The sequence below is a fragment of the Pseudoalteromonas sp. LC2018020214 genome (assembly GCF_016598755.1).
Classification (GTDB): Bacteria; Pseudomonadota; Gammaproteobacteria; order Enterobacterales; family Alteromonadaceae; genus Pseudoalteromonas; species Pseudoalteromonas distincta.
The window spans coordinates 2,885,375-2,911,515 of the sequence record NZ_CP066804.1 but is presented as its reverse complement, the minus strand read 5'-3'; the positions used below and the strand labels follow the sequence as shown (position 1 = coordinate 2,911,515).

At 39.6% G+C, this 26,141-nt stretch carries 23 protein-coding genes; 17 read left to right on the top strand and 6 right to left on the bottom strand.

Annotated elements, in window-relative coordinates; all coding sequences use genetic code 11:
* Positions 1-42: 42 nt before the first annotated feature.
* The 3 genes from gluQRS to sfsA form a co-directional block, all read right to left on the bottom strand.
* The gene (gene gluQRS / locus JG479_RS12925) at positions 43-987 is read right to left on the bottom strand and encodes a tRNA glutamyl-Q(34) synthetase GluQRS (RefSeq protein WP_138489569.1); all 945 of its coding nucleotides are present in this window, start codon (positions 985-987) and stop codon (positions 43-45) included.
* A 20-nt stretch (positions 988-1,007) separates the two neighbouring features.
* On the bottom strand, positions 1,008-1,451 hold the full coding sequence (gene dksA, locus JG479_RS12920) for an RNA polymerase-binding protein DksA (protein WP_002962671.1): 444 nt from the start codon (positions 1,449-1,451) through the stop codon (positions 1,008-1,010).
* A 307-nt stretch (positions 1,452-1,758) separates the two neighbouring features.
* Positions 1,759-2,478, bottom strand: a complete 720-nt coding sequence (gene sfsA / locus JG479_RS12915) for a DNA/RNA nuclease SfsA (protein ID WP_149603140.1) — start codon at positions 2,476-2,478, stop codon at positions 1,759-1,761.
* Between the two features lie 123 nt (positions 2,479-2,601).
* On the opposite strand from sfsA, the gene pepB reads away from it, so the two are divergent.
* Positions 2,602-3,897, top strand: coding sequence for an aminopeptidase PepB (pepB, locus tag JG479_RS12910; RefSeq protein ID WP_002962668.1), 1,296 nt, complete (start codon positions 2,602-2,604; stop codon positions 3,895-3,897).
* Between the two features lie 183 nt (positions 3,898-4,080).
* Complete coding sequence (locus JG479_RS12905; RefSeq protein ID WP_002962666.1) at positions 4,081-4,647, top strand: phosphoribosyltransferase; 567 nt, start codon at positions 4,081-4,083, stop codon at positions 4,645-4,647.
* A gap of 65 nt (positions 4,648-4,712) precedes the next feature.
* Here the strand turns inward: JG479_RS12905 and JG479_RS12900 are convergent, their stop codons facing one another.
* Positions 4,713-5,369, bottom strand: coding sequence for a Crp/Fnr family transcriptional regulator (locus JG479_RS12900; protein ID WP_002962665.1), 657 nt, complete (start codon positions 5,367-5,369; stop codon positions 4,713-4,715).
* 287 nt (positions 5,370-5,656) lie between these two features.
* On the opposite strand from JG479_RS12900, the gene JG479_RS12895 reads away from it, so the two are divergent.
* Entirely contained in the window at positions 5,657-5,893 is a 237-nt protein-coding gene (locus tag JG479_RS12895) for a YgjV family protein (RefSeq protein ID WP_002962663.1), read from the top strand.
* 355 nt (positions 5,894-6,248) lie between these two features.
* On the opposite strand, the gene rdgC is transcribed toward JG479_RS12895, so the two are convergent.
* Positions 6,249-7,166 carry a recombination-associated protein RdgC gene (gene rdgC / locus JG479_RS12890; protein WP_002962662.1) on the bottom strand — a complete coding sequence of 306 codons (918 nt, stop codon included), beginning with the start codon at positions 7,164-7,166 and terminating at the stop codon, positions 6,249-6,251.
* 462 nt (positions 7,167-7,628) lie between these two features.
* On the bottom strand, positions 7,629-9,398 hold the full coding sequence (locus JG479_RS12885) for a sensor histidine kinase (protein WP_039490417.1): 1,770 nt from the start codon (positions 9,396-9,398) through the stop codon (positions 7,629-7,631).
* Between the two features lie 355 nt (positions 9,399-9,753).
* Here JG479_RS12885 and JG479_RS12880 point away from each other — a divergent pair, with 355 nt between their 5' ends.
* The 14 genes from JG479_RS12880 (at position 9,754) to JG479_RS12815 (ending at position 26,081) form a co-directional block, all read left to right on the top strand.
* Entirely contained in the window at positions 9,754-10,122 is a 369-nt protein-coding gene (locus tag JG479_RS12880) for a response regulator (protein WP_024596295.1), read from the top strand.
* A gap of 228 nt (positions 10,123-10,350) precedes the next feature.
* Positions 10,351-12,768, top strand: a complete 2,418-nt coding sequence (gene thrA / locus JG479_RS12875) for a bifunctional aspartate kinase/homoserine dehydrogenase I (protein WP_138489567.1) — start codon at positions 10,351-10,353, stop codon at positions 12,766-12,768.
* Between the two features lie 9 nt (positions 12,769-12,777).
* Positions 12,778-13,713 (top strand): homoserine kinase, encoded by a 936-nt coding sequence (thrB, locus tag JG479_RS12870; RefSeq protein WP_138489566.1) that lies wholly within the window; start codon positions 12,778-12,780, stop codon positions 13,711-13,713.
* Positions 13,714-13,724: 11 nt separating this feature from the next.
* On the top strand, positions 13,725-15,008 hold the full coding sequence (gene thrC, locus JG479_RS12865; RefSeq protein ID WP_197121361.1) for a threonine synthase: 1,284 nt from the start codon (positions 13,725-13,727) through the stop codon (positions 15,006-15,008).
* A 269-nt stretch (positions 15,009-15,277) separates the two neighbouring features.
* The gene (gene glyA, locus JG479_RS12860) at positions 15,278-16,534 is read left to right on the top strand and encodes a serine hydroxymethyltransferase (protein WP_002961763.1); all 1,257 of its coding nucleotides are present in this window, start codon (positions 15,278-15,280) and stop codon (positions 16,532-16,534) included.
* A 367-nt stretch (positions 16,535-16,901) separates the two neighbouring features.
* The gene (gene nrdR / locus JG479_RS12855) at positions 16,902-17,351 is read left to right on the top strand and encodes a transcriptional regulator NrdR (protein ID WP_002961761.1); all 450 of its coding nucleotides are present in this window, start codon (positions 16,902-16,904) and stop codon (positions 17,349-17,351) included.
* A gap of 166 nt (positions 17,352-17,517) precedes the next feature.
* Positions 17,518-18,651: a bifunctional diaminohydroxyphosphoribosylaminopyrimidine deaminase/5-amino-6-(5-phosphoribosylamino)uracil reductase RibD gene (gene ribD / locus JG479_RS12850; RefSeq protein WP_200219450.1), complete on the top strand. Its 1,134-nt coding sequence runs from the start codon at positions 17,518-17,520 to the stop codon at positions 18,649-18,651.
* Between the two features lie 16 nt (positions 18,652-18,667).
* Entirely contained in the window at positions 18,668-19,321 is a 654-nt protein-coding gene (locus JG479_RS12845; RefSeq protein WP_002961757.1) for a riboflavin synthase, read from the top strand.
* A gap of 29 nt (positions 19,322-19,350) precedes the next feature.
* Positions 19,351-20,463 (top strand): bifunctional 3,4-dihydroxy-2-butanone-4-phosphate synthase/GTP cyclohydrolase II, encoded by a 1,113-nt coding sequence (gene ribBA, locus JG479_RS12840; protein WP_200219449.1) that lies wholly within the window; start codon positions 19,351-19,353, stop codon positions 20,461-20,463.
* A gap of 100 nt (positions 20,464-20,563) precedes the next feature.
* Entirely contained in the window at positions 20,564-21,028 is a 465-nt protein-coding gene (ribH, locus tag JG479_RS12835; RefSeq protein WP_200219448.1) for a 6,7-dimethyl-8-ribityllumazine synthase, read from the top strand.
* A gap of 15 nt (positions 21,029-21,043) precedes the next feature.
* Positions 21,044-21,454: a transcription antitermination factor NusB gene (nusB, locus tag JG479_RS12830; RefSeq protein ID WP_002961751.1), complete on the top strand. Its 411-nt coding sequence runs from the start codon at positions 21,044-21,046 to the stop codon at positions 21,452-21,454.
* A gap of 46 nt (positions 21,455-21,500) precedes the next feature.
* Entirely contained in the window at positions 21,501-22,475 is a 975-nt protein-coding gene (gene thiL / locus JG479_RS12825) for a thiamine-phosphate kinase (protein WP_039490428.1), read from the top strand.
* Positions 22,472-22,957, top strand: coding sequence for a phosphatidylglycerophosphatase A family protein (locus JG479_RS12820; protein WP_002961747.1), 486 nt, complete (start codon positions 22,472-22,474; stop codon positions 22,955-22,957). Before thiL ends, JG479_RS12820 begins: the two co-directional genes overlap by 4 nt.
* 37 nt (positions 22,958-22,994) lie before the next feature.
* Positions 22,995-26,081 carry a ligand-binding sensor domain-containing diguanylate cyclase gene (locus tag JG479_RS12815; protein WP_002961745.1) on the top strand — a complete coding sequence of 1,029 codons (3,087 nt, stop codon included), beginning with the start codon at positions 22,995-22,997 and terminating at the stop codon, positions 26,079-26,081.
* Positions 26,082-26,141: the final 60 nt, after the last annotated feature.

Here is a 26,141-nt window from a genome sequence, read left to right as displayed (position 1 = left end):
AAATTAAGTTGATGTGTTGAAATTAAGCCGTTTTTAGCTATTTTATTTACTTAAATGTGTAAATTGGACTTTCTGGCTATGTGGATGTTGAGAAATTTGTATTTCGGATACTTGGGGGACCTGTTTTAAGCTAAAGTTTTTAATTCCCCAATCGATTAATTGTTCTATATTTAAGTCGCTTAAATCAGCTATAACAGGTAGCCCTAAAAATTCAAAAGCGCTAAGTAAAGCAGGCTTTGGATTTTGCTTACAAATGGCGGGGGCATAATTTTGTTTAGATAGTTTAAAACCGGGCTTGGCAACCGCTAAAGGTAAATGAGCAAATTCAGGTACGGGGCTGTCGAGTTGTTTAAACAAACTAATTTGCCGAGCTGTTGGTTCAATTAAATCTGCGCCTCTTACAATTCGATTAATCCTTTGATCGATATCATCGACGACCACAACAAGTTGATATGCAAATAAACCGTCACTGCGTTTAATTAAGTAATCTTCGTGGGATAATGCACTATTTACCGATATATCACCTTGAATTAAATCACTAAATTGGGTCGTTGGATGTTGCTGAACTAAACGAAGTGCGCCGGATTGAGTATGATGATTAAGTGCTTTGCAATGCCCCTGATAAATACCGCCAATGGCTTTTATTTGCTTTCGAGTACAGGTGCAACCATAAACAAGGTTTTGCTCTAAAAGTGAGTGGGTAATATCTTGATATAAAGACAGACGCTGCGTTTGATATACAACAGGTTCATCCCAGTAAAGGGCGTAGGCTTGTAAGGTATTTAGAATATCGGAGTCGGCGTTTTTAACCACGCGCGTAGTGTCAATGTCTTCTATACGAACTAACCATTTTCCTTGATTAGCTTTTGCATCTAGGTAGCTACCCACAGCCGCTACAAGTGAGCCAAAATGTAATGGCCCAGAAGGAGACGGTGCAAAACGACCGCGATATTTACGCATAGGCGCAGTAACGGCTGTAGGGGACATAACTAACTAATAAGTTTTAATTAGCCGCGTCCAGATTGCTTTTCTTTGATTTCTGCAAGTGTTTTACAGTCTACGCATAAATCGGCAGTAGGACGTGCTTCTAAGCGACGTATGCCAATTTCGATGCCACAAGACTCACAAAAGCCAAAATCATCTTCTTTAATCAAATTAATTGTTTTTTCAATTTTTTTGATTAATTTACGTTCGCGGTCACGAGTACGAAGTTCTAAAGAGAATTCTTCTTCTTGTGCAGCGCGGTCAACTGGGTCAGGAAAGTTAGCAGCTTCGTCTTGCATGTGCGATTTAGTACGATCAACTTCGTTACGTAAATCGTTACGCCAAGTCTCTAAAATTGCTCTAAAATGAGCACGTTGTGCATCATTCATGTACTCTTCGCCTGGTTTTTCTTGGTATGGTTCTAAACCGGCTTGAGCCAATAAACCATGTTTCTTTTGGTCTGGCATAACTCTCTCCTAAATCCTTAATTTAATGCCTCAGCATTAGCCGGCGGTATAAATAACAGAATCTTATACCCTAGGCAAATTTATTTTTAATTAATCGAATTAGCTTCAACCATGCTTACTGAGTAAAAAGTGTATTAATAGTTTATTTACACTTTTAATTAATTCACATATTCGCTTTCTAAAACTTGCCTTGTTATATGGGCAAAAGCTTTAAAAACAAGTTAATTTTTATAATTCACTTTTTACCACTTTCTATAATTAGAGTGCTTTGTAAATTACGCTTAGTTCAATCTCTTGGTTTATTACACTATTCTATAAATGCTATTTTTTTATGAAGTAAGACTCCATTAGCTGAAATTTTGGCTTTATATGCTAATACTTCAACACCGGCTATTATTGCTTGGTTTAATAACGTGGCGTATTTTTTATCAATATGCGCAGCTGCACTTACGGTATTTATTCCTTCATGCAAAACAGCGAACAGTAATACTGCTCGGTGGCCTTGTTCGATCATTTCTATTAGTTCGCGAATATGCTTTTGTCCACGCAGTGTTTGCGCATCAGGAAAGTAGCCTTGCCCGCTTTGTGGTGCATCTTCGCTTAATAATGTGACTGATTTAACTTCTACATAGCAATCGGGCTTATTTTCGTCTGTGAGTAAAAAGTCGATACGACTGTTTTCGCTGCCGTACTTAACTTCGCTTTGCAATTGACTGTAGTCGAGTAGCTCGCTTATCACATTATTGTTTATTGCTTCTTCTACTACTTTATTAGCCACCGCTGTATTTACACAAATAAGCTGCGATAAGTTATTTTGCGTAAGTTCTAATGAATGCGGGTATTTTCGTTTTGCGTTATCGCTTGTTGAATAAAAAGCAGTAAAGCCTGGCTCAGCGCATCCCGTCATTTTACCTGTATTTGCACAGTGGGCGGTAAATTCGCTGCCATCACTTAATTGTAAATCAGCTAAAAAGCGTTTGTAGCGCTTTAATAATATGGCTGGTTGCAGCGCTGGCGTGTACTTCATAATAACTTCCAAAGCGTAAACACTGCTCAGCAGTGTGATTTATGTTATTTATCTCAAGCTGTTGGGAACTTAAGCGCTCTATAGTAAACTCGGTGGCACATTTAAGTGCAAGGGAATTCTAACATGAGTGAAAAATTTGTTGTTCAACTAAGCGAACAAGCAGCAGCGAGTCATTGGGGCGATAATGCGTCATTGTCTTTTAACGAGCGTGGTGCAACTGTTCATTTATCTGAGCAAGACACATTAAAAAATGTTCAAAAAGCAGGCCGTACTATTGCAAGCCAAGGCGTTAAAAATGTTGAATTAGCAGGTGATACTTGGTGTACAGAAAGCCAGTGGGCTTTTTACCAAGGCTTTGTAACACCAAAATCATTAAACGGTGTTGAGTTTGTTGATAACGCACAATCAGATATTAAAGAACTTGCTCACTTAAAAACGTCAGCAATTTGGGCACGTGAAATGGTTAACGGTACTGCCGATGACATTTACCCAGAAAGCCTAGCTGAAAAAGCAGCTGAGTTTATTCAATCATTAGCGCCTGAACACGTAAGTTACCAAATTATTAAAGGTGATGCGTTACTAGAACAACAGTGGATTGGTATTCATGCAGTTGGTCGCGGTAGTGTTCGCCCACCAGTATTGCTTGAGCTTGATTACAACCCAACAGGCGACGAAAATGCACCAGTAAGTGCTGCGCTTGTAGGTAAAGGTATTACGTTTGACTCAGGTGGTTACTCAATTAAATCAAGCGAAGGTATGCTTGGTATGAAGTGCGACATGGGCGGCGCTGCAACAGTAACAGCAGGTTTAGCATTGGCTATTAACCGTGGTATTGAAAAACGTATTAAGCTGTTTTTATGTTGTGCTGAGAACTTAATTTCGGGTCATGCATACAAATTAGGTGACATTCTTACTTATAAAAATGGCACAACAGTTGAAATTGTAAACACGGATGCTGAAGGTCGCTTAGTACTTGCTGATGGCTTAATGGCAGCAGGAGAGACTGGCGCTCCACTTATCATTGATGCAGCAACACTAACTGGAGCAGCGCTTGTTGCTGTTGGCCAAGAGTACAATGCATTATTTGCACTTGATAAAGAACTTGCACGTGAAGTTGAAAGTTTTGCATCTCAAGAAATGGAAGCTGCTTGGCCACTGCCTCTTGAAAAATGGCATCAACAAAACTGCCCATCTCCATATGCTGATACGGCAAATAGCCGTGCACAAAAGGGGGGCGGTTACGGCGGTGCATCGAATGCTGCAGGCTTTTTATCACGCTTTGTGCCAAACGATGGCAAAGGCTGGGTGCACATAGATTTAGCTGCTGCTTTTAACATGGGCAGTACAAGCCAATGGGCAGCGGGCGCAACAACTCAAGGTATGCGTACGGTTGCTCGTACCCTACAAGAAAAAGCATAATATTTACTAAATTATGCTTTTTACACTAAAAATAGGCACCCTCGGGTGCCTATTTTTTAATTTACAGGCAAGCAATTTTATTTCATTTGCGGTAAAATCCGTCGCCAATACCTGTTTGAGTTTAATTTTTGCTTAACTCTAAGCTGCGCTCAAATCTTATATCCACCACTGGGGTTTCTAATTATGTCAGATAAGTGCTACATCACAGCTCAACAGCTGCTTGAAGATTCGTTCCGCGTAGCGGCACAAGTATACCAAGATGGCTTTCGTCCTGATTTTATTATTGGTATTTGGCGAGGTGGTGCACCGATCGGTATTGCTGTTCAAGAATATTACGATTATAAAGGCATTGAGACTGACCACATTGCAGTACGTACATCGTCTTATTACGGTATTGGTAAACAATCTAAAGAAATTAAAGTCCACGGTTTGCATTACATTGTTGAGAACGCAAATGCTGGCGACTCATTATTAATTGTTGATGATGTATTTGACTCTGGTCGTAGCATTGTTGCATTAAAAGAAAAGCTTTCAGAGCTTATGCGCTTAAACTTGCCACGTGATATTCGTATTGCATGTCCGTACTACAAGCCAAAAAACTCAAAAGTAGACACTGTTCCAGATTATTATATTCATGAGTCTGAAGAGTGGTTAGTGTTCCCGCATGAACTATCGGGTTTAACACCGGATGAAATTATTGCAGGTAAATCTGATCTTGTGAAAATTCATGACATTTTGCTAGAGAAGTAATCAGTAATTTGTATAAATAAAAAAAGGCCGTTAAGGCCTTTTTTTATGGGTAAATTTTAAATAATTTAAAGTTGAGCAAAGCTATCTACGTATTCACTTAGCTTTGGTATATCGACTGCTTGTAAGCCATCGTTACTTCTAAGTACCAAGCCTTTTTCGACAAGTTCTGTAACAACACGTCTGTAAGCTCGCTCAGTGGTAGCAAAGCGTTCGGCTTCAGCATTTACAGTTGGATAGGCTCTAAGTAGCGTAGGGTTGTTGTTCTCGGCTCTTAGTAAGCAATCTTTGGCTATGTTGTAGCTCAGTGGTAGTAGTAGCTTATCTAAATTGATTTTTTGGTTTTCCTGAAATTTAGCCGCAATAGTTTGTGCGGTGTATAAACTCAGTTCTGGTTTTTCAAGCAGCAGAGCACGCCAATGTCTTAATTCAATAAGATTATAAGTTACATCGCTAAAGCACGTTACCGTATAAATACACGGATTATTATTTAGCGCTTCTATTTCACCAATAAGGGTGTTGTTACAATCCAATTGTCCTAACAGCAGGCGTCGTCCATTACCTACGTCGTAACTAAACGACACAGTGCCACTGCGTACAAGCACAAGCTTGCTTAAAGGCTGATCTTGATGGATCAGAACTTCTTTTTTTGATTGTTGATAGCTACTACCGGCAAAGGTTAAAAGCTGATCAACAAGGTAACTAGAAAAATGGTATTGAAACATCAATGTGCTCTTCGGACATTTGTCCTATTTATTACATCTTAATGACGTTAGCATTAAGACACTAAGAATTTACGCTAACTTGCTACTAATATTATTAGCTTTGCTAATAGTATTATTTTACCTTCATTTCCCGTGTAATGATTTAAGAATTTGCTGGTATTTTCCGGCAAACTTTTTCAGGTTTTTAAGCAAGTTAGCTTTTTTATTTTGTTGTAACTTTGCAATACTTATAAGTGCCATAAGTTAGCAGTACATGTAATGCTAACCTAAAGGCTAGGAGAGAACAATTGAGTTGGGAATATTTAGGCTATATTGCATCAGCTTTATTGGTTGCATCGTTAACAATGACAGATGTAGTAAAACTGCGTTGGTACAACATGTTTGGTTGTATTGTATTTACTGCATACGGTGTTGCCATTGGCGCAGTACCTGTTATTTTTACCAACGGCTTATTGTCGCTTGTAAATTTATACCACATTATAAAAATATATCGCCAACCTAAAGTTGAAGACGCTAAAAGCTAAAATAAGTTATCTGCACAAATAAGTTAATGATTTCAATTAAAATCAAAATTTCAGTTTTTGTGCAGTCCAGCTTGAAGTGAATACAGATAATCTCATATCACTCTACATAACGTTCCTTTGAACCTTGCTGTAATCTCTTACTTGAGAGATGATTACCTTAGGTTTTAATACGCCGAACGTTAGCTAAATTCTGTTCGCGGATAACAAATATATAAATAAGCGCTTCTAAAAATTCCATTAAAAAATCCGATAGCAGTAAACTGCTATCGGATTTTTTATCTGTTAAACCAACCTACTTATATATGAATCTATTTAATGCTTCAAAGCGCTTAAATATTTATGTAGGTTGTGGTATTTACGCTTTTTCTAAATCTTCAACGTCACCTAAGCCAGCAGTTAGTTCTTCAAGTAATTGCTTTATTTCCTCAGAAGCTAAAATAAAGTCAGCATCAAGTTTTAAAGCCATATCTTCTTTAGGAATATCTGCGTTCTCTTCTTTTAGAGTTTCAGAGTAGCTTAAACGCTTGATAGAGCCATCGTTTTGCAGCATAAACTTGAGGCGTTCTTGCCAATCAAGTGCCAGTTTAGTTACGCGTTTACCACTTTCTAAGTGCGATTTAACCTCATCACATGCCAGATCATGGCCTTTTAGTTTTACTTGTGCACCGCTGTCGTCAGCTTCTTCAAGCTCAGCGTCAGAGCCAATAGCAAAGCCTTCTGGTGTACTAAAGTTAGTTAACCAATCAGTTAAGAATACATCTAGGTCGTAGTTAGCAAACGCAGGTACAACTGGGAGCGTTCCTAACGATTTACGAAGTAGTGCCAGTAGCTCTTCAGCTTTATTAAAGCTGCCACTATTTACAACCACCCAGCCATTTTCTTGGTCAATAAAGGCAAATTGTAAGCTCGACTTTTTAAATGCCTGGGGTAGAAGAGTATGAAGAATGTTTTCTTTTAATTCGTCTTTTTCTTTCTTTTTAACAGGGCGGTTTTCTTCGGCTTCTATCTGATCAATTTTCTCAGCAACTAGTTCGTTTATAACAGAAGCTGGGAGTACTTTTTCTTCACGTTTTGCGCAAACTAAAATACTTTTTTGAGAAAAATGCGATAGTGTTTCGCCATGCTTTCCAAACGCTTTCGTCCAACCAAATGTTGCAAGCTCTTGACCAGTACATGGGCGAAATAAATCTTGCTCTAATGCTTTATCAAAATCTTCTTGGGTGTATGAAACGTCTTGCTTAAAGCGGTAACAAATAAGGTTACTAAACCACATAGGGGAATTGATCCATTTGAAAAATTTGTCCAATCATAGCAATAAAAACAGCATCTCGAAATGACTGATTTGTTACTAGGGCGTGTTGAACTTTATGGATTGAAATTTGTTCAATCCAAGGAAGATTAAATCGCAGCGCGAGGTTTGTAACCTAGTGGGCTCGGTAACTGCTCCTGCGTTACCCTACAGGCTTACATCCATGTAAGAATAAGTAAAAACCGAGCAAAGCTTCCGCGTCCTGCTCACGCCCCTTACCTACATCCATGTAGGCAACAAAGAGTTAATCGTCCCTAGATCGAGCTCAAAGGGCAGCGCATGTTTGGTATTTATGCTGCGTTATCAAATATTTATGGGGAATAACCACACTACATAGGCTCTGCCTTGCCTAAAAACCAAACATGTTGCTGAAAATTCAACCACCAAAGATCAACACGCCCTAATAATTTAATGCATATACTTTTTTTATTCATATTTATCAAAAATAGGCATTGGCTTAGCCATGTTCTTTGGAAATTGAATATAGTAACGCAGACCTTTGCCTGGTTCACTCGTTGCATCAATAGATCCACTAAGAGTTTGTTTAACTAAATTAAACATTATATGGGTACCTAATCCGCTTCCGCCCTCATCGCGTTTAGTCGTAAAGAATGGGTCAAACAATTTTTTCAATTGCTCACTGGTAACTCCGTTACCGTCATCTTTGTAATCAATCGTTAAGTTAGTGTCATCTGCGCTTATTTTGATATCCATCACACCGTTGCTTTTACCTTCAAAGCCATGAATGAGTGAATTCATAATTAAGTTAGTAAAAATTTGGCTGATGGCGCCTGCCGGTAAATTTAAAACTAAATCATCAGGGCATTCTAATTTTATTGTATGGGATGTCTTTTTTAGTTTTGGATGCAGTGAGCGTATTACTTCGTTAGTGTAATCTTTAAAGTTAATAGTTCTTACAGCTTCACTGGCCTGATCGACCGCTATTTGCTTAAAGCTAGCAATAAGCTCTGAGGCTCTATCTAAGTTAGTGGTTAACAAGCTTGTACTTTGTTTTGCTTCGTTAATAAATTCTTCTAGTGCTTTTGGTGAAAGTGTTTTTTCACTGTAAGCAATTTCGAGTTTATTCAAGCGTTCTTGCAAAAACGATATTGCCGTTACACCTATACCAATAGGGGTGTTTATATCATGTGTAATACCCGCCACAAGTCCGCCTAGTGCGGCCATCTTCTCTGTGCCCAATAAACGTTCCTGTGCAAGGCTTAACTCTTCTATATAACGCTGAGATTCAGTTTGTTTTGTAATTAGCTCTTGCTCTGTGCTGCGGCGTAAATCTATTTCTTCAGTGAGCACAATTTTTTGCTTTTCAAGTTCGTATTTTTGCTGTTGTAATTCCATCATTGCTTGGCTTAAGTTTGATGTTTTACGGGCTACGTCTTGCTCTAGTTGTATGTTGTGATGATCGAGCTTTTCGTTACTAATAATGAGTTCTTTTTGGGTGTGCTCAAGCTCTTTTCTGTACTGAACCACTTTATCTATTAGTTTGTTAAACGACTGCTCCATTACTTTTAGTTCGTTATGCTCCTCTGTTTCTATTTCTATGTGCTGTCCTTCTAGCTCATCTAATTCTAGGTTTTCTAGTTGCTCAGTAAGCTCAGCTAAGGGATCTGTAAGAAGCTTTCTAAATGCCATTAAAAATAAAATGATTAAAAAGGTGGTTTTAATCATCGCATTACCAATCAAAAAGTAGATTGATACCATAATTCGGCTGAAAACAACTTCTCGGCTAGAGAACAAGGTAACGTCGCCCACTTGGGTAGCACGGCCAGAAAATTCAAAAATAAGTGGAAAGGTGTAACCAAACAGACCGGATTTCGCGTCTTCTAAAATAGCTTCTTCTTGTACTAACTGTTGGTTATATAGCTTATGTATGTCGAGCGAGCGCCCTAACTGTGAAATAATTTCGCCGCTGTCATCTCGAACAATAATCCCTTCAATCATGGGAATGGCGAGTAAACCTTCTGCTGTTGTAATTGTTTGCTTGGTATTAAGCTCCCAAATTGCACGTGTTAAGCTACGACTAAAGGTTTTTTGTAATGTACTTAATTCATCACGTATATAGTCTTTAGTATTGAGATATTCAGCAAGCACCTGTCCGCAAGTCACTACGAAGGTAAGCAAAAAATAAACGGATAAAACGCTTGTCAGTAGCTTCTTAGAAAGGCTTTTTTGTAACATGAGTGACTTGTTCATCCTTTGTTATTTTTGTAACGTTACTATTGTAATTTAAAAGTTAGTCAATAAACCTCTAAAAATAAATAAAAAAGTTAAAATTTAATAAGATAAATCTAATTAAGTTGGTATGTAGTATTAATGTAATTAAACTCAGCTATGAATTAGTAAATTTGTTAGACGTTAAGTTTTGTAAGTTTGATTAGAATTTAGTTTCGTTAATCATATTTAAATGAGTTAATTCTATATTTATCATTGCATTGAATTATTAATGCGCTAAGTATTTAGATGCGTGTTAAAGTGTCCTGAGTGCAAAGAAAGATGGTCTTTTAATAACTTTGATGGTTGTGTAGTAGTAAACATGATGAAATTTTCTATATTAGTCTGTGATGATTCTGCTGTTGCTCGTAAACAAGTCGTGCGGTGTTTAAATGAGTGTATAGACGCAGATATACAACAAGCTATAAATGGAGCAAACGCCCTCGATCTTTTAAGAGCACAAAACTTTGATTTACTGTGCCTAGACCTCACCATGCCAGAGGTTGATGGTATACAAGTACTTGAAACTATAAAAACAGAAAAAATAGAGTGCTTTGTGTTGGTTATTTCTGCTGATATACAGGAAAAAATGAAGCAACGAGTCGCCCAACTTGGCGCAATTGATTTTATTGATAAACCTATTAACAAATCAAGCTTGAATGAAATATTGCATAAATTTGGCATTCATTAGGTTTTTTCATGTTAAAAAAGGCTGTTTTATCTTTTAATTTAGGGTTGACAGCATAGCCTTTGTTAAGGCAGTCTTAACATATGAAAACAATTAATCGCGTACTGACCATTATTATTACAACCATCATTCTTACTGGATAGTGGCATAGGTCGGTGCAACAAATTTAAAGGCCTGTGTTCACTTAGAACACAGGCCTTTTTTCGTTTTATGGGATGAGGAACATAAACAATGCGAGTTTTAAAATTTGGTGGGTCTTCACTTGCCGATTATGCATGCTTACAACAGGTAGCTCAGTTAGTTAAAGCACAATTAAAAGATGAAATGTTATTGGTGCTTTCTGCTCCAGGTGGAATGACCGATTCGCTAGTTGCACTTGCAAGTGCTGCAGAGCAAGGCTTAGATTTTTCGCAGCAATGGCAAGCATTAGCGAGTCGTTGTGAAGGCTTAAAAGCTGACGTTGAAAAAAGCGGCGTAGTAGTTACAAGCTGGCCAGACCTAGGCGAGCTTAAAAATAAATTAGATGGCGTGTCGCTTATACAGTGTTGCCCTGATCAAGTTCGCGCATTTGTAATTAGCTTTGGAGAGCGCGTTAGCGTTTCTTTAATGCAGGCTTTATTGAGCTCACAAGATGCAAGGTACTTAGAAGCAACAAGCTGTATTGCTTCAACTGGTGGCTACATTGATGCAGAAGCTGATTTAGTGGCAAGTAAAGCTCGCTTTCAAGCTGTGCTTAAAGAAAACCCTGCAACTATTTATATTATGCCTGGTTTTACGGCGAGTAATGATAAAGGTGAGCTTACAACGCTTGGCCGTAATGGTTCAGATTACTCAGCAGCTATTGCTGCGGCATGTTTAGAAGCTGAGATTTGCCAAATTTGGACTGACGTTGATGGCGTATATAGCGCTGATCCTCGTTATATTAAAAAAGCCACTAAAGTCGATTTTTTATCTTATAAAGAAGCGATGGAGCTTTCTTACTTTGGTGCAAAAGTACTTCACCCAAAAACAATTTTACCGTGTGCTAAAGCAGGCGTGCCATGTGAAATTAAAAATACGCATAACCCAGACGCACAAGGCTCATTAATTGGTAACGATTATTCATCTGATGAGCCCGTAAAAGCGCTTTCTAGCTTACAAGACCTTGCAATGTTAACTGTTTCAGGCCCAGGCATGAAAGGTAAAGTAGGCATGGCGTCTAAGGTATTTAACGCGCTTGCTCACGATAACGTATCAATTGTATTGATCACGCAATCATCATGTGAATTTAGTATTAGTTTTTGTGTGCACGAAACAGACCTAGCACTTGCACTAGATGCGCTACAAACTGCATTTGAGCTTGAATTACAAGCAGGGCTTATTGAGCCTGTACAAGTACAACGTAATTTAGCCATTGTTACTTTAGTGGGCGACAACATGCGCGCACACCGTGGCTTAGCGGCTAAGTTTTTTGCATCGCTTGCACAAGCGCAAGTAAATATTGTGGCAATTGCACAGGATTCTACAGAAAGTGCTATTTCTGCGGTAATTGATGGTGAGTTATGTAATGACGCTGTAAAAATATGCCATGAAAACTTTTTCACGCATGTGCCGTCAATTGATGTGTTTTTACTAGGTTGTGGCTTAGTAGGGCAAGAGCTTATTAATCAGCTTGAACGTCAGCAAGCTTGGCTTGAAAAGCGTAATATTAAACTTAACTTGTATGGTGTTGCTAACTCTCGTCAATTACACCTTGATAACGAAGGCATCGCTTTTAGTGATTGGCAGCAAAAATTGGCCTCATCTGAGCAAGCATTTGATTTAAAATTAGTAGAGCAATTTGTTAAGCAAAACCACTTAGTGAATCCGGTATTAGTAGATTGTACATCTTCAGATGCACTTGCCGCGCAGTATGTAGACTTTTTAAATGCAGGTTTTCATGTGGTTGCAGCTAATAAAAAAGCGACAACAAGCTCATACACGTATTACCAAGATTTAATAGCTGCTACGCAAAAGAATAATCGTAAATTTTTATACGAAACTAACGTTGGTGCAGGTTTACCAGTAATCGATAACTTGCAGTCATTATTTGGTGCCGGTGATGAGTTACTAGAGTTTAGCGGTATTTTATCAGGCTCACTTTCGTATATGTTTGGCGCACTTCAAGATGGTTTATCACTTTCTGAGGCAACTATTAAAGCCAAAGAAAGCGGTTTTACTGAGCCAGATCCTCGTGATGATTTATCGGGTACCGATGTAGCACGTAAGTTACTGATCATTGCTCGCGAAGCCGGTATGAAGTTGGAGCTAAGCGATATCGAAGTTGAGTCAGTATTACCACAAGGTTTTGCACAAGGTGATAGCGTTGATGAGTTTATGGCAAAACTACCAAGCCTAGATGCTGATTTTAATGACCGCATTCAAAGTGCTGCGAGCGAAGGAAAGGTACTTCGTTATGTAGGTACAATTAAAGAAGGTCACTGTAAAGTAGGTATTGAGGCTGTTGATGAAAAACATGCGCTTAATGTAATTCGCGATGGCGAAAACGCGCTTGCTATTTTAAGCCAATACTACCAGCCACGTCCGTTTGTAATTCGTGGTTATGGTGCCGGCTCTGAAGTAACAGCAGCGGGTGTATTTGCTGATATTTTAAAAACGCTATCGCGCTAGGAGCTCGTTATGATTGAAGTATATGCTCCGGCGTCTATTGGTAATTTTGCAGTAGGTTTTGATGCTCTTGGCGCAGCGCTTGCGCCAATTGATGGTAGTTTATTGGGCGATGTAGCTGTTGTAAGTGCAGCACCAAGTGACGAATTTATTTGTACTGGCGACTACGCTCACAAGTTACCAAGTGATGCGAATGAAAACTTAGCGTACCAGTGTTTAGTACATTTTAGAGCGCATGTTGCGCCTGATATGCCAAGCGTAAAGCTCGAGCTTAAAAAGAATTTACCAATTGGATCTGGACTTGGTTCTAGTGCATGCTCGGTCGTGGCTACCTTTGCTGCCCTTGATAAGTTTGCACAAACTAACTTAAGTCAGGTTGAGCTTATTGAGCTTATGGCTGACTTTGAAGCTGTAGTGAGCGGTGGTCGTCATTACGACAACATCACGCCATGCTATTTAGGTGGTTTGCAATTAACAGGTGATTTAATCCCTGATAAATCGATTGCACTGCCTGTTGATGAAAATTGGTACTACGTTGCTGCGTTCCCTGGTTTTTCACTCAACACTGCAAAAGCGCGCTCGGTTTTACCAAAAGAGTTGAGCATGCACGCAAGTGTTGAGTTTGCACAGCGTTTGTCGGCATTTAGTAGCTTACTGTTAACGAATCGTTTTGACGATGCGCTAAGCATAATGAAAGATGAAATAGCAGAACCTTACCGCGCACCGCTTATTGAAGGTTTTAGTGAAGCCAAAGCAAACTTACCAGCGCTGGGTGCTGAAATAGTGAGTATTTCGGGCGCAGGACCCACCTTGTTTAGTGTATGTAAAACACTTGAAGCTGCACAGCAATGCGCGCAGTGGTTAGAGGCAAATTACATTAACGAGCAAGGCTTTTGCCACATTTGTAAATTAGATAACGACGGCACGCGTCAATTAACAGTTTTATAGGATAGGTAGTCATGCAATTACATAATTTAAAAGATAGCTCACAAAAAGTGTCGTTCGTTGAAGCCGTAAAAACAGGTTTGGGTCGTAATCAAGGTGTGTTTTTCCCTGAATCCCTTGCCCCACTGTCCGATGTTGATGCTTTACTTGATATGGACTTTGTTACACGCAGTGGCAAAATATTATCTCACCTAATTGGTGATGAGCTGCCAAGCGACACTGTGGCACAAATGGTTGAAAATGCATTTAACTTTCCAGTTAAGCTGGTGGAAGTTGAAGAGAATACATACTGCTTAGAGTTGTTTCATGGTCCTACGCTTGCGTTTAAAGACTTTGGTGGTCGCTTTATGGCTGAGTGTTTAGCGCAATTTAATAAAGATGAAAAAGTAACTATTTTAACCGCAACATCGGGCGATACTGGTGCAGCCGTTGCACATGCTTTTTATAACAAGCCGAATATCGATGTTGTCATCTTATATCCTAAAGGCAAAATTTCACTTGCTCAGCAAAAGCTATTTACTACGTTAGGTAACAATATTCATTGTTACGCAGTTGATGGCAGTTTTGATGATTGCCAAGAGTTGGTTAAAAATGCCTTTTTAGATGAAGAAGTTAAATCAACACTTGGGCTTAATTCTGCTAATTCAATTAATATTAGCCGTTTAGTTGCTCAGGTTTGTTATTACTTTGAGGCCATTGCACAACTACCAAAAGAAAAACGCGCAACAGCGCATATATCAGTGCCAAGTGGCAACTTTGGTAATGTATGTGCTGCAATGATTGGTGCGGTTATTGGCTTACCTGTAGGTAAATTAAGTGCAACAACCAACCAAAATGATACTGTGCCGCGCTTTATGCTTGATAAAACCTGGACGCCAAACGCAACACTTGAGTCGCTTTCAAATGCAATGGATGTAAGTAAGCCAAACAACTGGCCGCGTGTGCAAACAATGTTAGATAATAACTGGTTTAGCTACGATAACTTTTATTCAACTAGCGTAAACGAGGAAGACACGCAATCGGTGATGAAAAAAATTCAACAAACGGGTTATGTTGCAGAGCCTCACACTGCTATTGCGTACCAAGGTCTTGTTGAAAATCGAGCGCCTGGTGCAGCGGGTATCTTTTTAGCCACAGCTCACCCTGCTAAGTTTAAAGAAAGCGTAGAGGGTATTTTAAATATTGAATTAGGTATGCCAAAACCACTTAGCGACGCACTAGCAAAACCATGCCTAGCAAGCGATATAAAGGCCGATTACGACGCATTACGTACAGAAATACTTGCTAAACTTGGCTAAGTTAATTAATTCAAAAAGGCGGTTAAGCCGCCTTTTTTTATAACTTTAGGCTTTTAAATCTAGTGAGTTGCATTTACTAATTAAATGTAGGAAATAGCATTCATTTAAAATCGTTATGGTTTTATAAGAAAATATCATCTTAAAAAGTCTGTGAAATAGTTTCAATCCCTGTTTAAATATCCTCAACTTAAGAGCGTAGGCAAAGAGTCGTTTAAAGCGTACAATAAAGCCTCTAAAAAACACCATACACGTTGCCCTAGGAGACCCCAATGTTAGAACGTAGCATGAATATTTCGGATTTTGATCCAGAGTTATTTGACGCGATAAACAAAGAAACTGCTCGCCAAGAAGAGCACATTGAACTAATCGCTTCAGAAAACTACTGTAGCCCACGCGTACTAGAAGCGCAGGGTTCACAGCTTACAAATAAATACGCAGAAGGTTACCCTGGCAAACGTTATTATGGCGGTTGTGAGCACGTTGATGTTGTTGAGCAATTAGCAATTGACCGTGCTAACGAGTTATTTGGTTCTGACTACGCAAACGTACAACCACATGCTGGTTCGCAAGCTAATGCTGCTGTTTTTCTAGCGCTATTAGAAGCAGGCGACACTGTACTTGGTATGAGCTTAGCTCATGGTGGTCACTTAACTCACGGATCACACGTAAGCTTCTCTGGTAAGCTTTACAATGCAATTCAATACGGACTAGATGAAACAACGGGCGAAATTGATTACGCACAGGTTGAAGCACTAGCACTTGAGCATAAACCAAAAATGATTATTGGTGGTTTCTCAGCGTACTCAGGTATTGTTGATTGGGCTAAATTCCGTGAAATTGCTGACAAAGTAGGTGCTTACCTGTTTGTTGATATGGCTCACGTTGCAGGTTTAATTGCGGCAGGCGTTTACCCAAGCCCAGTTCCTCATGCACATGTTGTAACTACAACTACACATAAAACACTTGCTGGTCCTCGTGGTGGTTTAATTATCTCTGCATGTGGCGACGAAGCAATCTATAAAAAGCTTAACAGCGCAGTTTTCCCTGGTGGCCAAGGTGGTCCTTTATGTCATGTTATTGCAGCAAAAGCAGTGGCATTTAAAGAAGCGCTTCAACCAGAATTTAAAGTATACCAAACACAAGTTGTTAAAAACGCAAAAGCAATGGTTGCTGTAATGCAAGAGCGCGGCTACAAAATTGTATCTGACAAAACTGAAAACCACTTATTCCTACTCGATTTAATCGATAAAGATATTACTGGTAAAGATGCAGATGCAGCCCTTGGTAACGCTAACATCACAGTTAACAAAAACTCAGTGCCAAACGATCCACGTTCTCCGTTTGTAACATCTGGTTTGCGTATTGGTTCTCCTGCAATCACTCGTCGTGGTTTCAAAGAAGAAGAATCAAAAGAGCTTGCTGGCTGGATTTGTGACGTACTAGATAATATCACTGATGAATCTGTACAGGCGCAAGTTAAAGAAAAAGTAAAAGCAATTTGTGCAAAATTACCTGTTTACGCTTAATTGCATAAGCAGCAGTAATTTAGATCACATAAGCTAGGGGCCTGTTTATCTTTCGAGGTTTAATTTGCAGTAGTATGTTTGGTTTTTAGGCAAGGCAGAGTCTATGTAGTGTGGCTACTCCACACAAATAGGCGATAACGCAGCATAAATGCCAAACATGCACTGCCCTCGGGTTCGTCCTAGGGGCGATTTACTCTTTTTGCTCGGTTTTTACTTAGCCCACTAGGTTACAAACCTCGCGCCGCGATTAAATCACCCCTAGATAGAACAAATTTAATCCTGAAAGGTCAACAGACCCTATTTTTTTGCTAAGATTAAAGGCCGCTAAATAGCGGCCTTTTTTGTTTTAAAACGGAAGTACCGAGCTATGCATTGTCCATTTTGTACCGCAAAAGATACTAAAGTTATTGACTCACGCCTTGTTGGTGGAGGCCATCAAGTTCGCAGGCGCCGTGAGTGCAACGACTGCCATGAGCGCTTTACTACATTTGAAGGCGCTGAACTGGTTATGCCTCGTGTTATTAAACAAGACGGCAGCCGCGAACCATTTAACGAAGATAAATTATTAAATGGCTTAAATCGCGCACTCGAAAAACGCCCAGTGAGCACAGAGCAAGTAGACGAAGTAGTGAATATAATAAAATCGCAGTTGCGTGCTACAGGCGAGCGAGAAATTTCAAGCCATTTGGTTGGTGAATGCATTATGGAAGCCCTCAAGAAGCTCGATAAAGTAGCGTACGTAAGATTTGCCTCTGTTTATCGCTCGTTTGAAGATATACGCGAATTTGGCGAAGAAATTGCCCGCTTAGGGGAGTAATACCAATTTTATTAAAAATATGATCATTCTATCGCATTAAATAGCGCACTCACTGCGTTAAAAATTATTCATATAGAACAACTATATGTCATAATTTTCGCCTTGTTATTGCGCTATTTTCTTAGCGCTATAATGGACCACTTATTTAACGCAATTGGTATAATAAATGCTTAACCAAATTACTTTTACTGAACATGATGAAATGTATATGGCACGCGCCATAGAGCTTGCCAAAAAAGGTCGGTTTACTACCACACCTAACCCTAATGTTGGCTGTGTTTTAGTTAAAAATAATCAAATAATTGGTGAGGGGTTCCATCAATTAGCTGGTCAAGGTCATGCAGAAGTAAATGCACTGGCTGTCGCTGGAAAAAATGCACAAGGTGCAACGGCTTATGTAACGCTTGAACCGTGTAGTCATTATGGCCGTACGCCACCGTGCGCCGAAGGCTTAAAAGCTGCCGGTGTGGTAAAAGTAATTGCTGCTATGGTTGATACAAATCCACAAGTTGCTGGCAAAGGCCTTAAAATACTGAGCGACGCGGGTATTGACGTTGCTTACGGGTTACTCGAATCACAAGCTCGCGCACTTAACGTTGGCTTTTTTAAGCGTATGGAGCAAGGCTTACCTTATGTGATTTGCAAAATGGCAGCGAGTATTGATGGTAAAACAGCGCTTAAAAATGGGCAAAGTAAGTGGATCACAAGTCCTGCTGCTCGACAAGACGTACAATTATACCGAGCGAAAAGCTGCGCTATTTTAACCGGTGCCGATACAGTGTTAGTCGATGATGCTAAACTTAATGTGCGACTAAGTGAGCTGCCTTGCACACTGCCTACTGATTTGCCGCTTCGCCAGCCCGTGCGTGTTATAATTGACTCTCAAAACCGTTTAACACCTGACCTTGCTTTATTTGAAATCCAAAGTGATGTAATAATATTTACGACTAGGGTTGATAAATCATTGCAATGGCCGCATTTTGTAAAGCATATTGAAGTCAGTGAAAGTAACGGTAAAGTTGATTTACAAGCCGTTTTAGAAAAACTTGGGCAACTGCAGTTTAATAATGTTTGGCTTGAAGCTGGCGCAACACTTGCTGGTAAAATGACAGAGCTTAATTTAGTTGACGAGTTTGTTTTTTATTTAGCGCCTAAACTAATGGGCCATGATGCAAAAAGTTTAGTTAATTTTCCTGAATTGACGAGTATGCAAAACACCGTTGATTTAACATTTAATGAATGTGCGCGCATTGGTGACGATTTACGTATCACCGCGTCAAAACTCATTAAAATCACTTAATAAAAAGAGTAGTGCTATGTTTACTGGGATAATAGAAGCCACAGGCAAAATTGCTTTATTACAAAAAAAACAAGGCGACTTAGCCATTCGTATCCAAAGTGCTGATCTTGATATGACAGACGTAAAGTTAGGTGACAGCATTGCAACTAATGGTGTTTGTTTAACTGTAGTTGATAAACATATTGATGGTTTTAGTGCGGATTTATCTAATGAGACGATTAGTTTGACCGGTTTTGCTCACTATGCTTTAGGACAAACGGTGAATCTTGAAAAAGCCATGCAACCTGTTTCTCGTTTAGGCGGTCATTTAGTGTCTGGCCATGTTGATGGTATCGCAACAATTACAAGTATTACAGCAAACGCCAGAGCAACAGAATATTGGCTTACAACTGACGAAAATTTAATGAAATACATTCCGTACAAAGGTTCGGTATGTATTGATGGTATAAGCCTGACAGTAAATGCTGTAGAGGGCAATAAATTCAAATTAACAATTGTCCCACACACGAGTGAGCAAACCACAATTGCTCATTTTAAAGTAGGTACCCAAGTTAATTTAGAAGTCGATCAAATTGCACGTTATTTAGAGCGCCTTATAAAGGGTGCAGAGCAACCAACGGGCTCTGATATTTCGATGAGCTTACTCGCTAAAGCGGGTTTTATTAAATAACGAAACTGACAACTTACACGAGCAAATTTATGAATTTACACAGTGCGCAAGAAATCATCGACGATATTAAAGCCGGTAAAATGGTTATTTTAATGGATGATGAAGATAGAGAAAATGAAGGCGATTTAATAATAGCTGCTGAGCATATTAGCGCAGAAGCGATTAATTTCATGGCTACCCATGGCCGTGGTTTAATTTGTTTAACCATGACGCAAGAGCGTTGCGAGCAACTTGATTTACCGTTAATGGTTAAAAACAATGGCGCAGCATTTTCGACTAACTTTACAATGTCGATAGAAGCATCAAAAGGTGTTACAACCGGTATTTCAGCAGCAGATAGAGCGCGTACAGTGCAAGCGGCTATAGCTAAAGGCGCAGTCCCAAGTGATATTGTTCAGCCTGGACATATTTTTCCTATTATGGCGCAACCTGGTGGCGTATTAACTCGCGCAGGACACACTGAAGCTGGCTGTGATTTAGCGCGTTTAGCTGGACTTGAAGCATCATCTGTTATTGTTGAAATACTTAATGCTGACGGCACTATGGCACGTCGCCCTGATTTAGAAGTTTTTGCGAAAAAGCACGATATTAAAATTGGCACCATTGCTGATTTAATCGAATACCGCAACTTAAACGAAACAACAATTGAGCAAGTAGCAAAATGTAAGTTACCAACTGTTCATGGTGAATTTGATTTAGTTACTTACAAAGACACAATTGACGGCCAATTACATTACGTATTGCTCAAAGGCCATATAAAAGATCAAGAGCCGACAAATGTACGTGTACATTTGCAAAGTACCTTTAACGATATTCTACTTTCAGACAGAAGTGCTGACCGTAGCTGGGGCCTTTCAGAAGCAATGGCTTATATCGCTAAAAATGAAGGTGCTTTAGTTATTTTAGGTAAGCAAGAAAGCACTGAAGAGTTAGAGGCAACTGTGAAAGCATTTGCAGCAGCTGATGCTGGCGAAAGCGTTACGCCACGTAAATTCAAAGGTACATCTCGTACTGTTGGCGTAGGTTCGCAAATACTTGCCGATCTTGGAATTAAACAAATGCGATTAATGAGTCGCCCTAAAAAGTACCATGCACTTTCGGGCTTTCATTTAGAAGTTGTTGATTACGTTGAGCCACAATAAGCATCACGCTTAAACTAGGCTATTATTTTATTTTTATGGTATGATGCGCAGCAATTTTTGCGCAATCGCAACCGCTTGAACTTATTTTTAGGGTTATCAAATGAAAATTATTGAAGGTAATAAGTACGCTCCAGGCAAAAAATTTGCCATTGTCATTTCTCGTTTTAATGACTTTATTGGTAGCAGCCTCCTTGCAGGTGCTATTGATGAGCTAAAACGCACAGGTGGCGTATCAGATGACGACATTACCGTTATTTATGTGCCAGGCGCGGTAGAATTACCTTTAGCGGCTAAACGCGTTGCGGCAAAAAAAGAGTATGATGCAATCATCGCATTAGGCGTAGTGATCAGAGGTGGTACACCACACTTTGACCTAGTTGCTGGCGAATCAAACAAAGGTCTTGCGCAAGTATCACTTGAGTATGATATCCCGGTTGCATTTGGCGTATTAACCACAGAAAGCATTGAACAAGCAATTGAGCGTGCTGGCACCAAAATGGGCAATAAAGGCGGCGAAGCTGCTTTAGGCGCGCTTGAAATGGTTAATGTGTTAGATAAAATTTAAGTTTAAGGAATTTTTGTGAAACCAGCAGCAAGACGTAAAGCACGTATCTTAGCACTCCAAGCCGTTTATTCTTGGCAAATAAGTGGCAATTTAATTGCCGATATCGAACAACAAATGTTGATCGAAACAGACGTTACTAAAATTGATGTTGAATACTTTAAAGATCTAGCGACGGGTGTTGCTGTAAATTACAAGCAACTAGACGAAGCTGTATCACCACATTTAACACGTCCGTTTGATGACTTAGATATGGTTGAGCGTGCAATTTTACGTTTAAGCAGCTATGAGCTTAAGTTCCGTGAAGACGTACCTTATAAAGTTGCTATTAACGAAGGTATTGAGCTGGCCAAAATTTTTGGCGCTGAAGACAGCCATAAATTTGTAAACGGTGTACTTGATAAAGCTGTTAAGCATTTACGCAAGTAAGTAAACCGTTAAAGAGGGGAGCCGGCATAGGCCGGCTTTTTTGTGTATGAAGGAATTTGAATTAATTAACCGCTACTTTAAAGGTCGCGGTATCACCCGTCGTGATGTAAACCTAGGTATAGGGGATGATTGCGCTTTAGTAACCGTTCCACAAAACTGCCAACTTGCCGTTACAACAGACACTCTTGTTGCTGGCGTACACTTTTTTGATGATATTTCCCCTCGTGCATTAGGTCACAGAGCGCTTGCTGTTAATTTAAGTGATTTAGCGGCCATGGGCGCGGAGCCAACTTGGGTTTCAGTTGCGTTAACTTTGCCAAGTATTGACCCACAGTGGATTGAAGAGTTTACTGATGGCATGCATGAAATTGCTGAATATTTTAATGTGCAGATTATAGGTGGCGATACAACTCAGGGCCCATTAACCATCACTATTTGTGCGAAAGGGACTGTACCCGAAGGTACTGCACTTCGTCGTAGTGGCGCAAAAGTGGGTGATTGGATTTATGTTACGGGTCCGCTAGGTGACGCTGGACTTGCAATTGAGTCTCGCAAACAAGGTATAAGTATTGATCCAGAACATTTAAAGTACGTAAATAAACGCTTTGACTTTCCAACTCCACGTGTTGCTGCAGGGCAGGTATTACGAGGCCTAGCATCATCGGCTATCGATGTGTCGGACGGCTTAATCGCTGATTTAAGTCATATACTAGATATGTCACAAGTAAGTGCAGTGGTGAATATTGAAAGTATTCCAACTTCAGATGCGATGCAAGCAAGCCTTGATTTTAATCAGCAGCTGCCATTTATTCTCAGTTACGGTGATGATTACGAATTAATTTTTACGGTCCCTGATAGCAATAAAAGTATGTTAGAAATAAAGCTACGCCAGTATGGTGTAGATGCAACATGCATTGGCCAAGTTAAAAGTGGCGATGGCCAAATTGAGCTTTTACACAACGGTGAAAAGTTTGATTTTGAACCGCAGGGTTTTGAGCACTTTGCAAAGGAGCTGGTTTGAACAATAACCGCAAGTTTAATTTAAAGCGTCCACATCAGTTTTTTGGTCTGGGCTTTGGGACAGGGCTTGCCCCTAAAGCGCCCGGTACATTTGGTACGTTTGCTGCCTTGCCATTCATTTTTATGACCATGTACTATCCGTTATGGCTGCAAATTGTATTTGCCGTTGTGATCAGTATATTTGGTATATGGGCGTGCGGTAAAACGGCTGATGATTTAGGCGTGCACGATCATCCTGCTATTGTATGGGATGAAGTGGCGGGTTATTACATCACTATGATTGGCGCAGCACTTAACTGGCAAACATTACTCGTAGGTTTTTTGTTATTTCGCTTTTTTGATATAGCAAAGCCCGGCCCAATCCGTATGCTAGACAAACGAGTACATGGCGGTTTAGGTATAATGGCCGACGATATACTTGCGGGTGTTTTTTCGCTTATATGTTTACAAGCGTTAATAAAAGTGGGTTTACTGCCCTTTTAATTTTTATATTTGATTTGTTTAACTAGGTGGCAGCAATATGATGCGATTTTTACTGGTTTGTGTACTTATGTTGTGCGCGACGCCAAGTTGGGCTTCAATTACTGATTACGTAGTTAAGCAATGGAATATAAAAGATGGCCTACCGTCGCAATCACTTAAAAGTGTTGTGCAAGATCAGCAAGGCTATATGTGGCTTGGTACGCAATTTGGTTTAAGCCGTTTTGATGGTACAACATTTACAAATTACAACACGCAAAATAGTCCATTCTTGCCTAGTAATGGTGTTAATAAGCTTTTAGTCGATTCTAGTGGTTTGTTATGGGTAGGCACTAAAAGTGGCTTGGTAGTTATTAACCCAGCCACATTTGCAGCACAAGAATTTAATATTAAAGGTCCAGTAAGGGATATTCTTGAGGACTCTAAAGGTAGCATATGGATTGCGGCCAACGGCTTATACTATGTAGATAGAGGGCAAGTTGATTTACGCACTGAAGTAAATGGTCCTCTACCTATTGTTAATGCTACTGTGATCACACAAATAGTTGGCTCTGTTAGCCAAATGGCACTCTCTCCTGAAGGCATTTGGCTGGTTAATGATCGTCATTTATTGCGCCTTACAAAAAACTCATCAGATTTTTCTAAACTACGTTTAGAGCTTACCGCAAAAATATCGCTACCAGAGCGCTTAGCGCAAACCATAGTGCACGATTTATCATTTTTAAATGGTAATTTGTATATAGCTTCTGAGCTAGGTGCATACTTTTTAGATTTAGATGACGAGCTAAGACCTTTTCCTTTACCTAATGCAAATAACTCAGCCGTTTATAAGTTTATGAGTGATACCGATGGTGGCTTGTGGGTATCGACCTATGGGCGCTTATTATTCAGAGATAAAACCGGTGAGTGGCAATGGGTAGAGCCTAGCCAACTTGATCAAAGTATATGGTTTGCTGATATTTTTAGAGATGATAAAAATAACGTTTGGTTAGCAAGCTTTAGTGAAGGCTTGTGGCTTGCTCATGAAGGACGAGTCGAAAGGCATTCAGCAGTTTCAAACATGACCGAATCTGTTATGGCTATTAGCCAAGCACCCGATGGTAAACTGTGGGTTGCGAATAAAAGCGGCATTGGTTATTTCGATTTAGATAAAAGTTTTATTAATTTAGTCCCAAGTAGTAAATATGGGTACGCGTCAGTACATGATCTACAATTTGATGGTGAGCGATTATATATAGCCACAGGGCGCGGCTTATTTGTTTTTGAAAACAAGACACTTTACACCGTCCCAGGTCGAGCACTTCGCGATAATCCGGTATTTGCAATAAGTCGCTCTAGTAAAGGCGGCTTTTGGATTGGTACCGGACGCGGTTTATATCGATTAAATTATGCTGGTTTAACGCCTTTTGCCTATAACGCTTTTTTAGGTAGTAAGTTTATTACCTACGTATTAGATAAAACAAACTTTGGTGTGATTGGTACTAGTAAGGGCGCATATTACTTTACAGACCGTGGCATTGAAAAAATTGGCGACCAAACAACACTTGAAAGCGCATACGTAACTAGCGTGCTACATATAGATGGCGTGGGTATTTTAATCGGCTCTCTTAACGACGGGCTTTTTTACAGAAGTACGCAAGGGCAATGGCGTCAGCTCGATGCAGCTAATGGTTTACCGTATGGTTCTATATTTAGCCTAGAATATGATGAAAAGTTAAAGCATGTTTGGGTAAGCACCATGAAAGGTGTTTACAGAATGCCTGTAGAGCAATTTAAAACAGAAATAAAAAGCCTAAAAGTTGAAGAAGTAATTTCATCTTTTGACCGTCAACTCGATGGTAAAGCGAATCAATGTTGTAGCGGACTTGGGCATGATGCGGTAGCAGACACCGGAAATTCTATTTGGTACCCAAGCTTACAAGGTGTTGTTGAAATACCTAAAAATGTAGAGCTATTTGGTGTGCTTGCATTAAAGCCAACAATAGAGACAATAACAACGCCACTTCGTCATTTAACTACCGCTGCGCTTGGTAAAAAACCATCATTAGAAACAGACGAGCGTGATATAACGCTAACTTACACAGCTATTGATTACTATGCACCAAACAGCATTGAATTTAGATATAAACTAAGTGGCTTAGATAGTGACTGGCGCTATGCAAATACGCGACGTGAAGCTATTTATACTAACTTGCCTCCTGGCTCGTTTTTGTTTCAATTAGAAGCTAAGCGCCAAGGTGAAGACTGGGCTAAAGCGCAAGATGTAGAGTACGGTTTTGTAGTGCCTGAGCGCTTTGACGAAACAATTTACTTTAGGCTTTTAATTACCAGTGGTTTTATTTTGCTTTTTTATCTCATTTTTTGGGTGTTTAGAGCACAAGAGCGCAGAAAACAAGAAGCATTAGAGGGCTTAATCACTGAGCGTACCTTAGAGCTTCGCCAAGCTAATGATAAATTAGGCCAAGTGAATTCACAGCTTAAATTAGTGAGTCACTCAGATGAGCTAACAGGGCTACGTAGCCGCCGCTTTTTGTTTGATCAACTCCCTAAAGATATTGAGCACTTTCAACGTAATTCACAGTCGCTGCAGGCACAAGGTAAGTCACTGGTGCTGGTAATTATTAACTTTGATAACTTCAGCCGTATTAACGATGCGTATGGCCCAATTGCAGGTGATAGCTGCTTACAGCAAATGGCTGCATTGTTAAATTCGCGTACGCAGGGCTCTGACTATGTGGCACGTTGGAGTGGAGATGAGTTTTTATTATTATTACGTGACTTTAAATGCAATAAAATAGACAGCTATGCTTCAGAACTTTGTAAAGTAATAGCGGCTAATTCGTTCCAATTACCAAATGGAAAAACAACTAATATCACGGCATCAATTGGTTGGTCATTTTATCCATTACCTTTATTAGGCGGACAGGTAATTAGCTGGGAAACCTCTATTAACTTGGCAGATATAGCATTGCATCAAGTTAAAAAACGCGGTGGTGATGGTGTGGCTAATATTACGTTTGATGATCAGCTCGATGCATTTGAGTTTGAACAAAACTCTAATGTTGATCAACAGTTAGGTATTTTGCAAAGTAATGGCCTAGCTGATATTAAAGTGTGGATGCGCTGATGAGCAATATTTGACATTAAAAAAGGAGCCTAGGCTCCTTTTTTAATGTGCTCTACATTT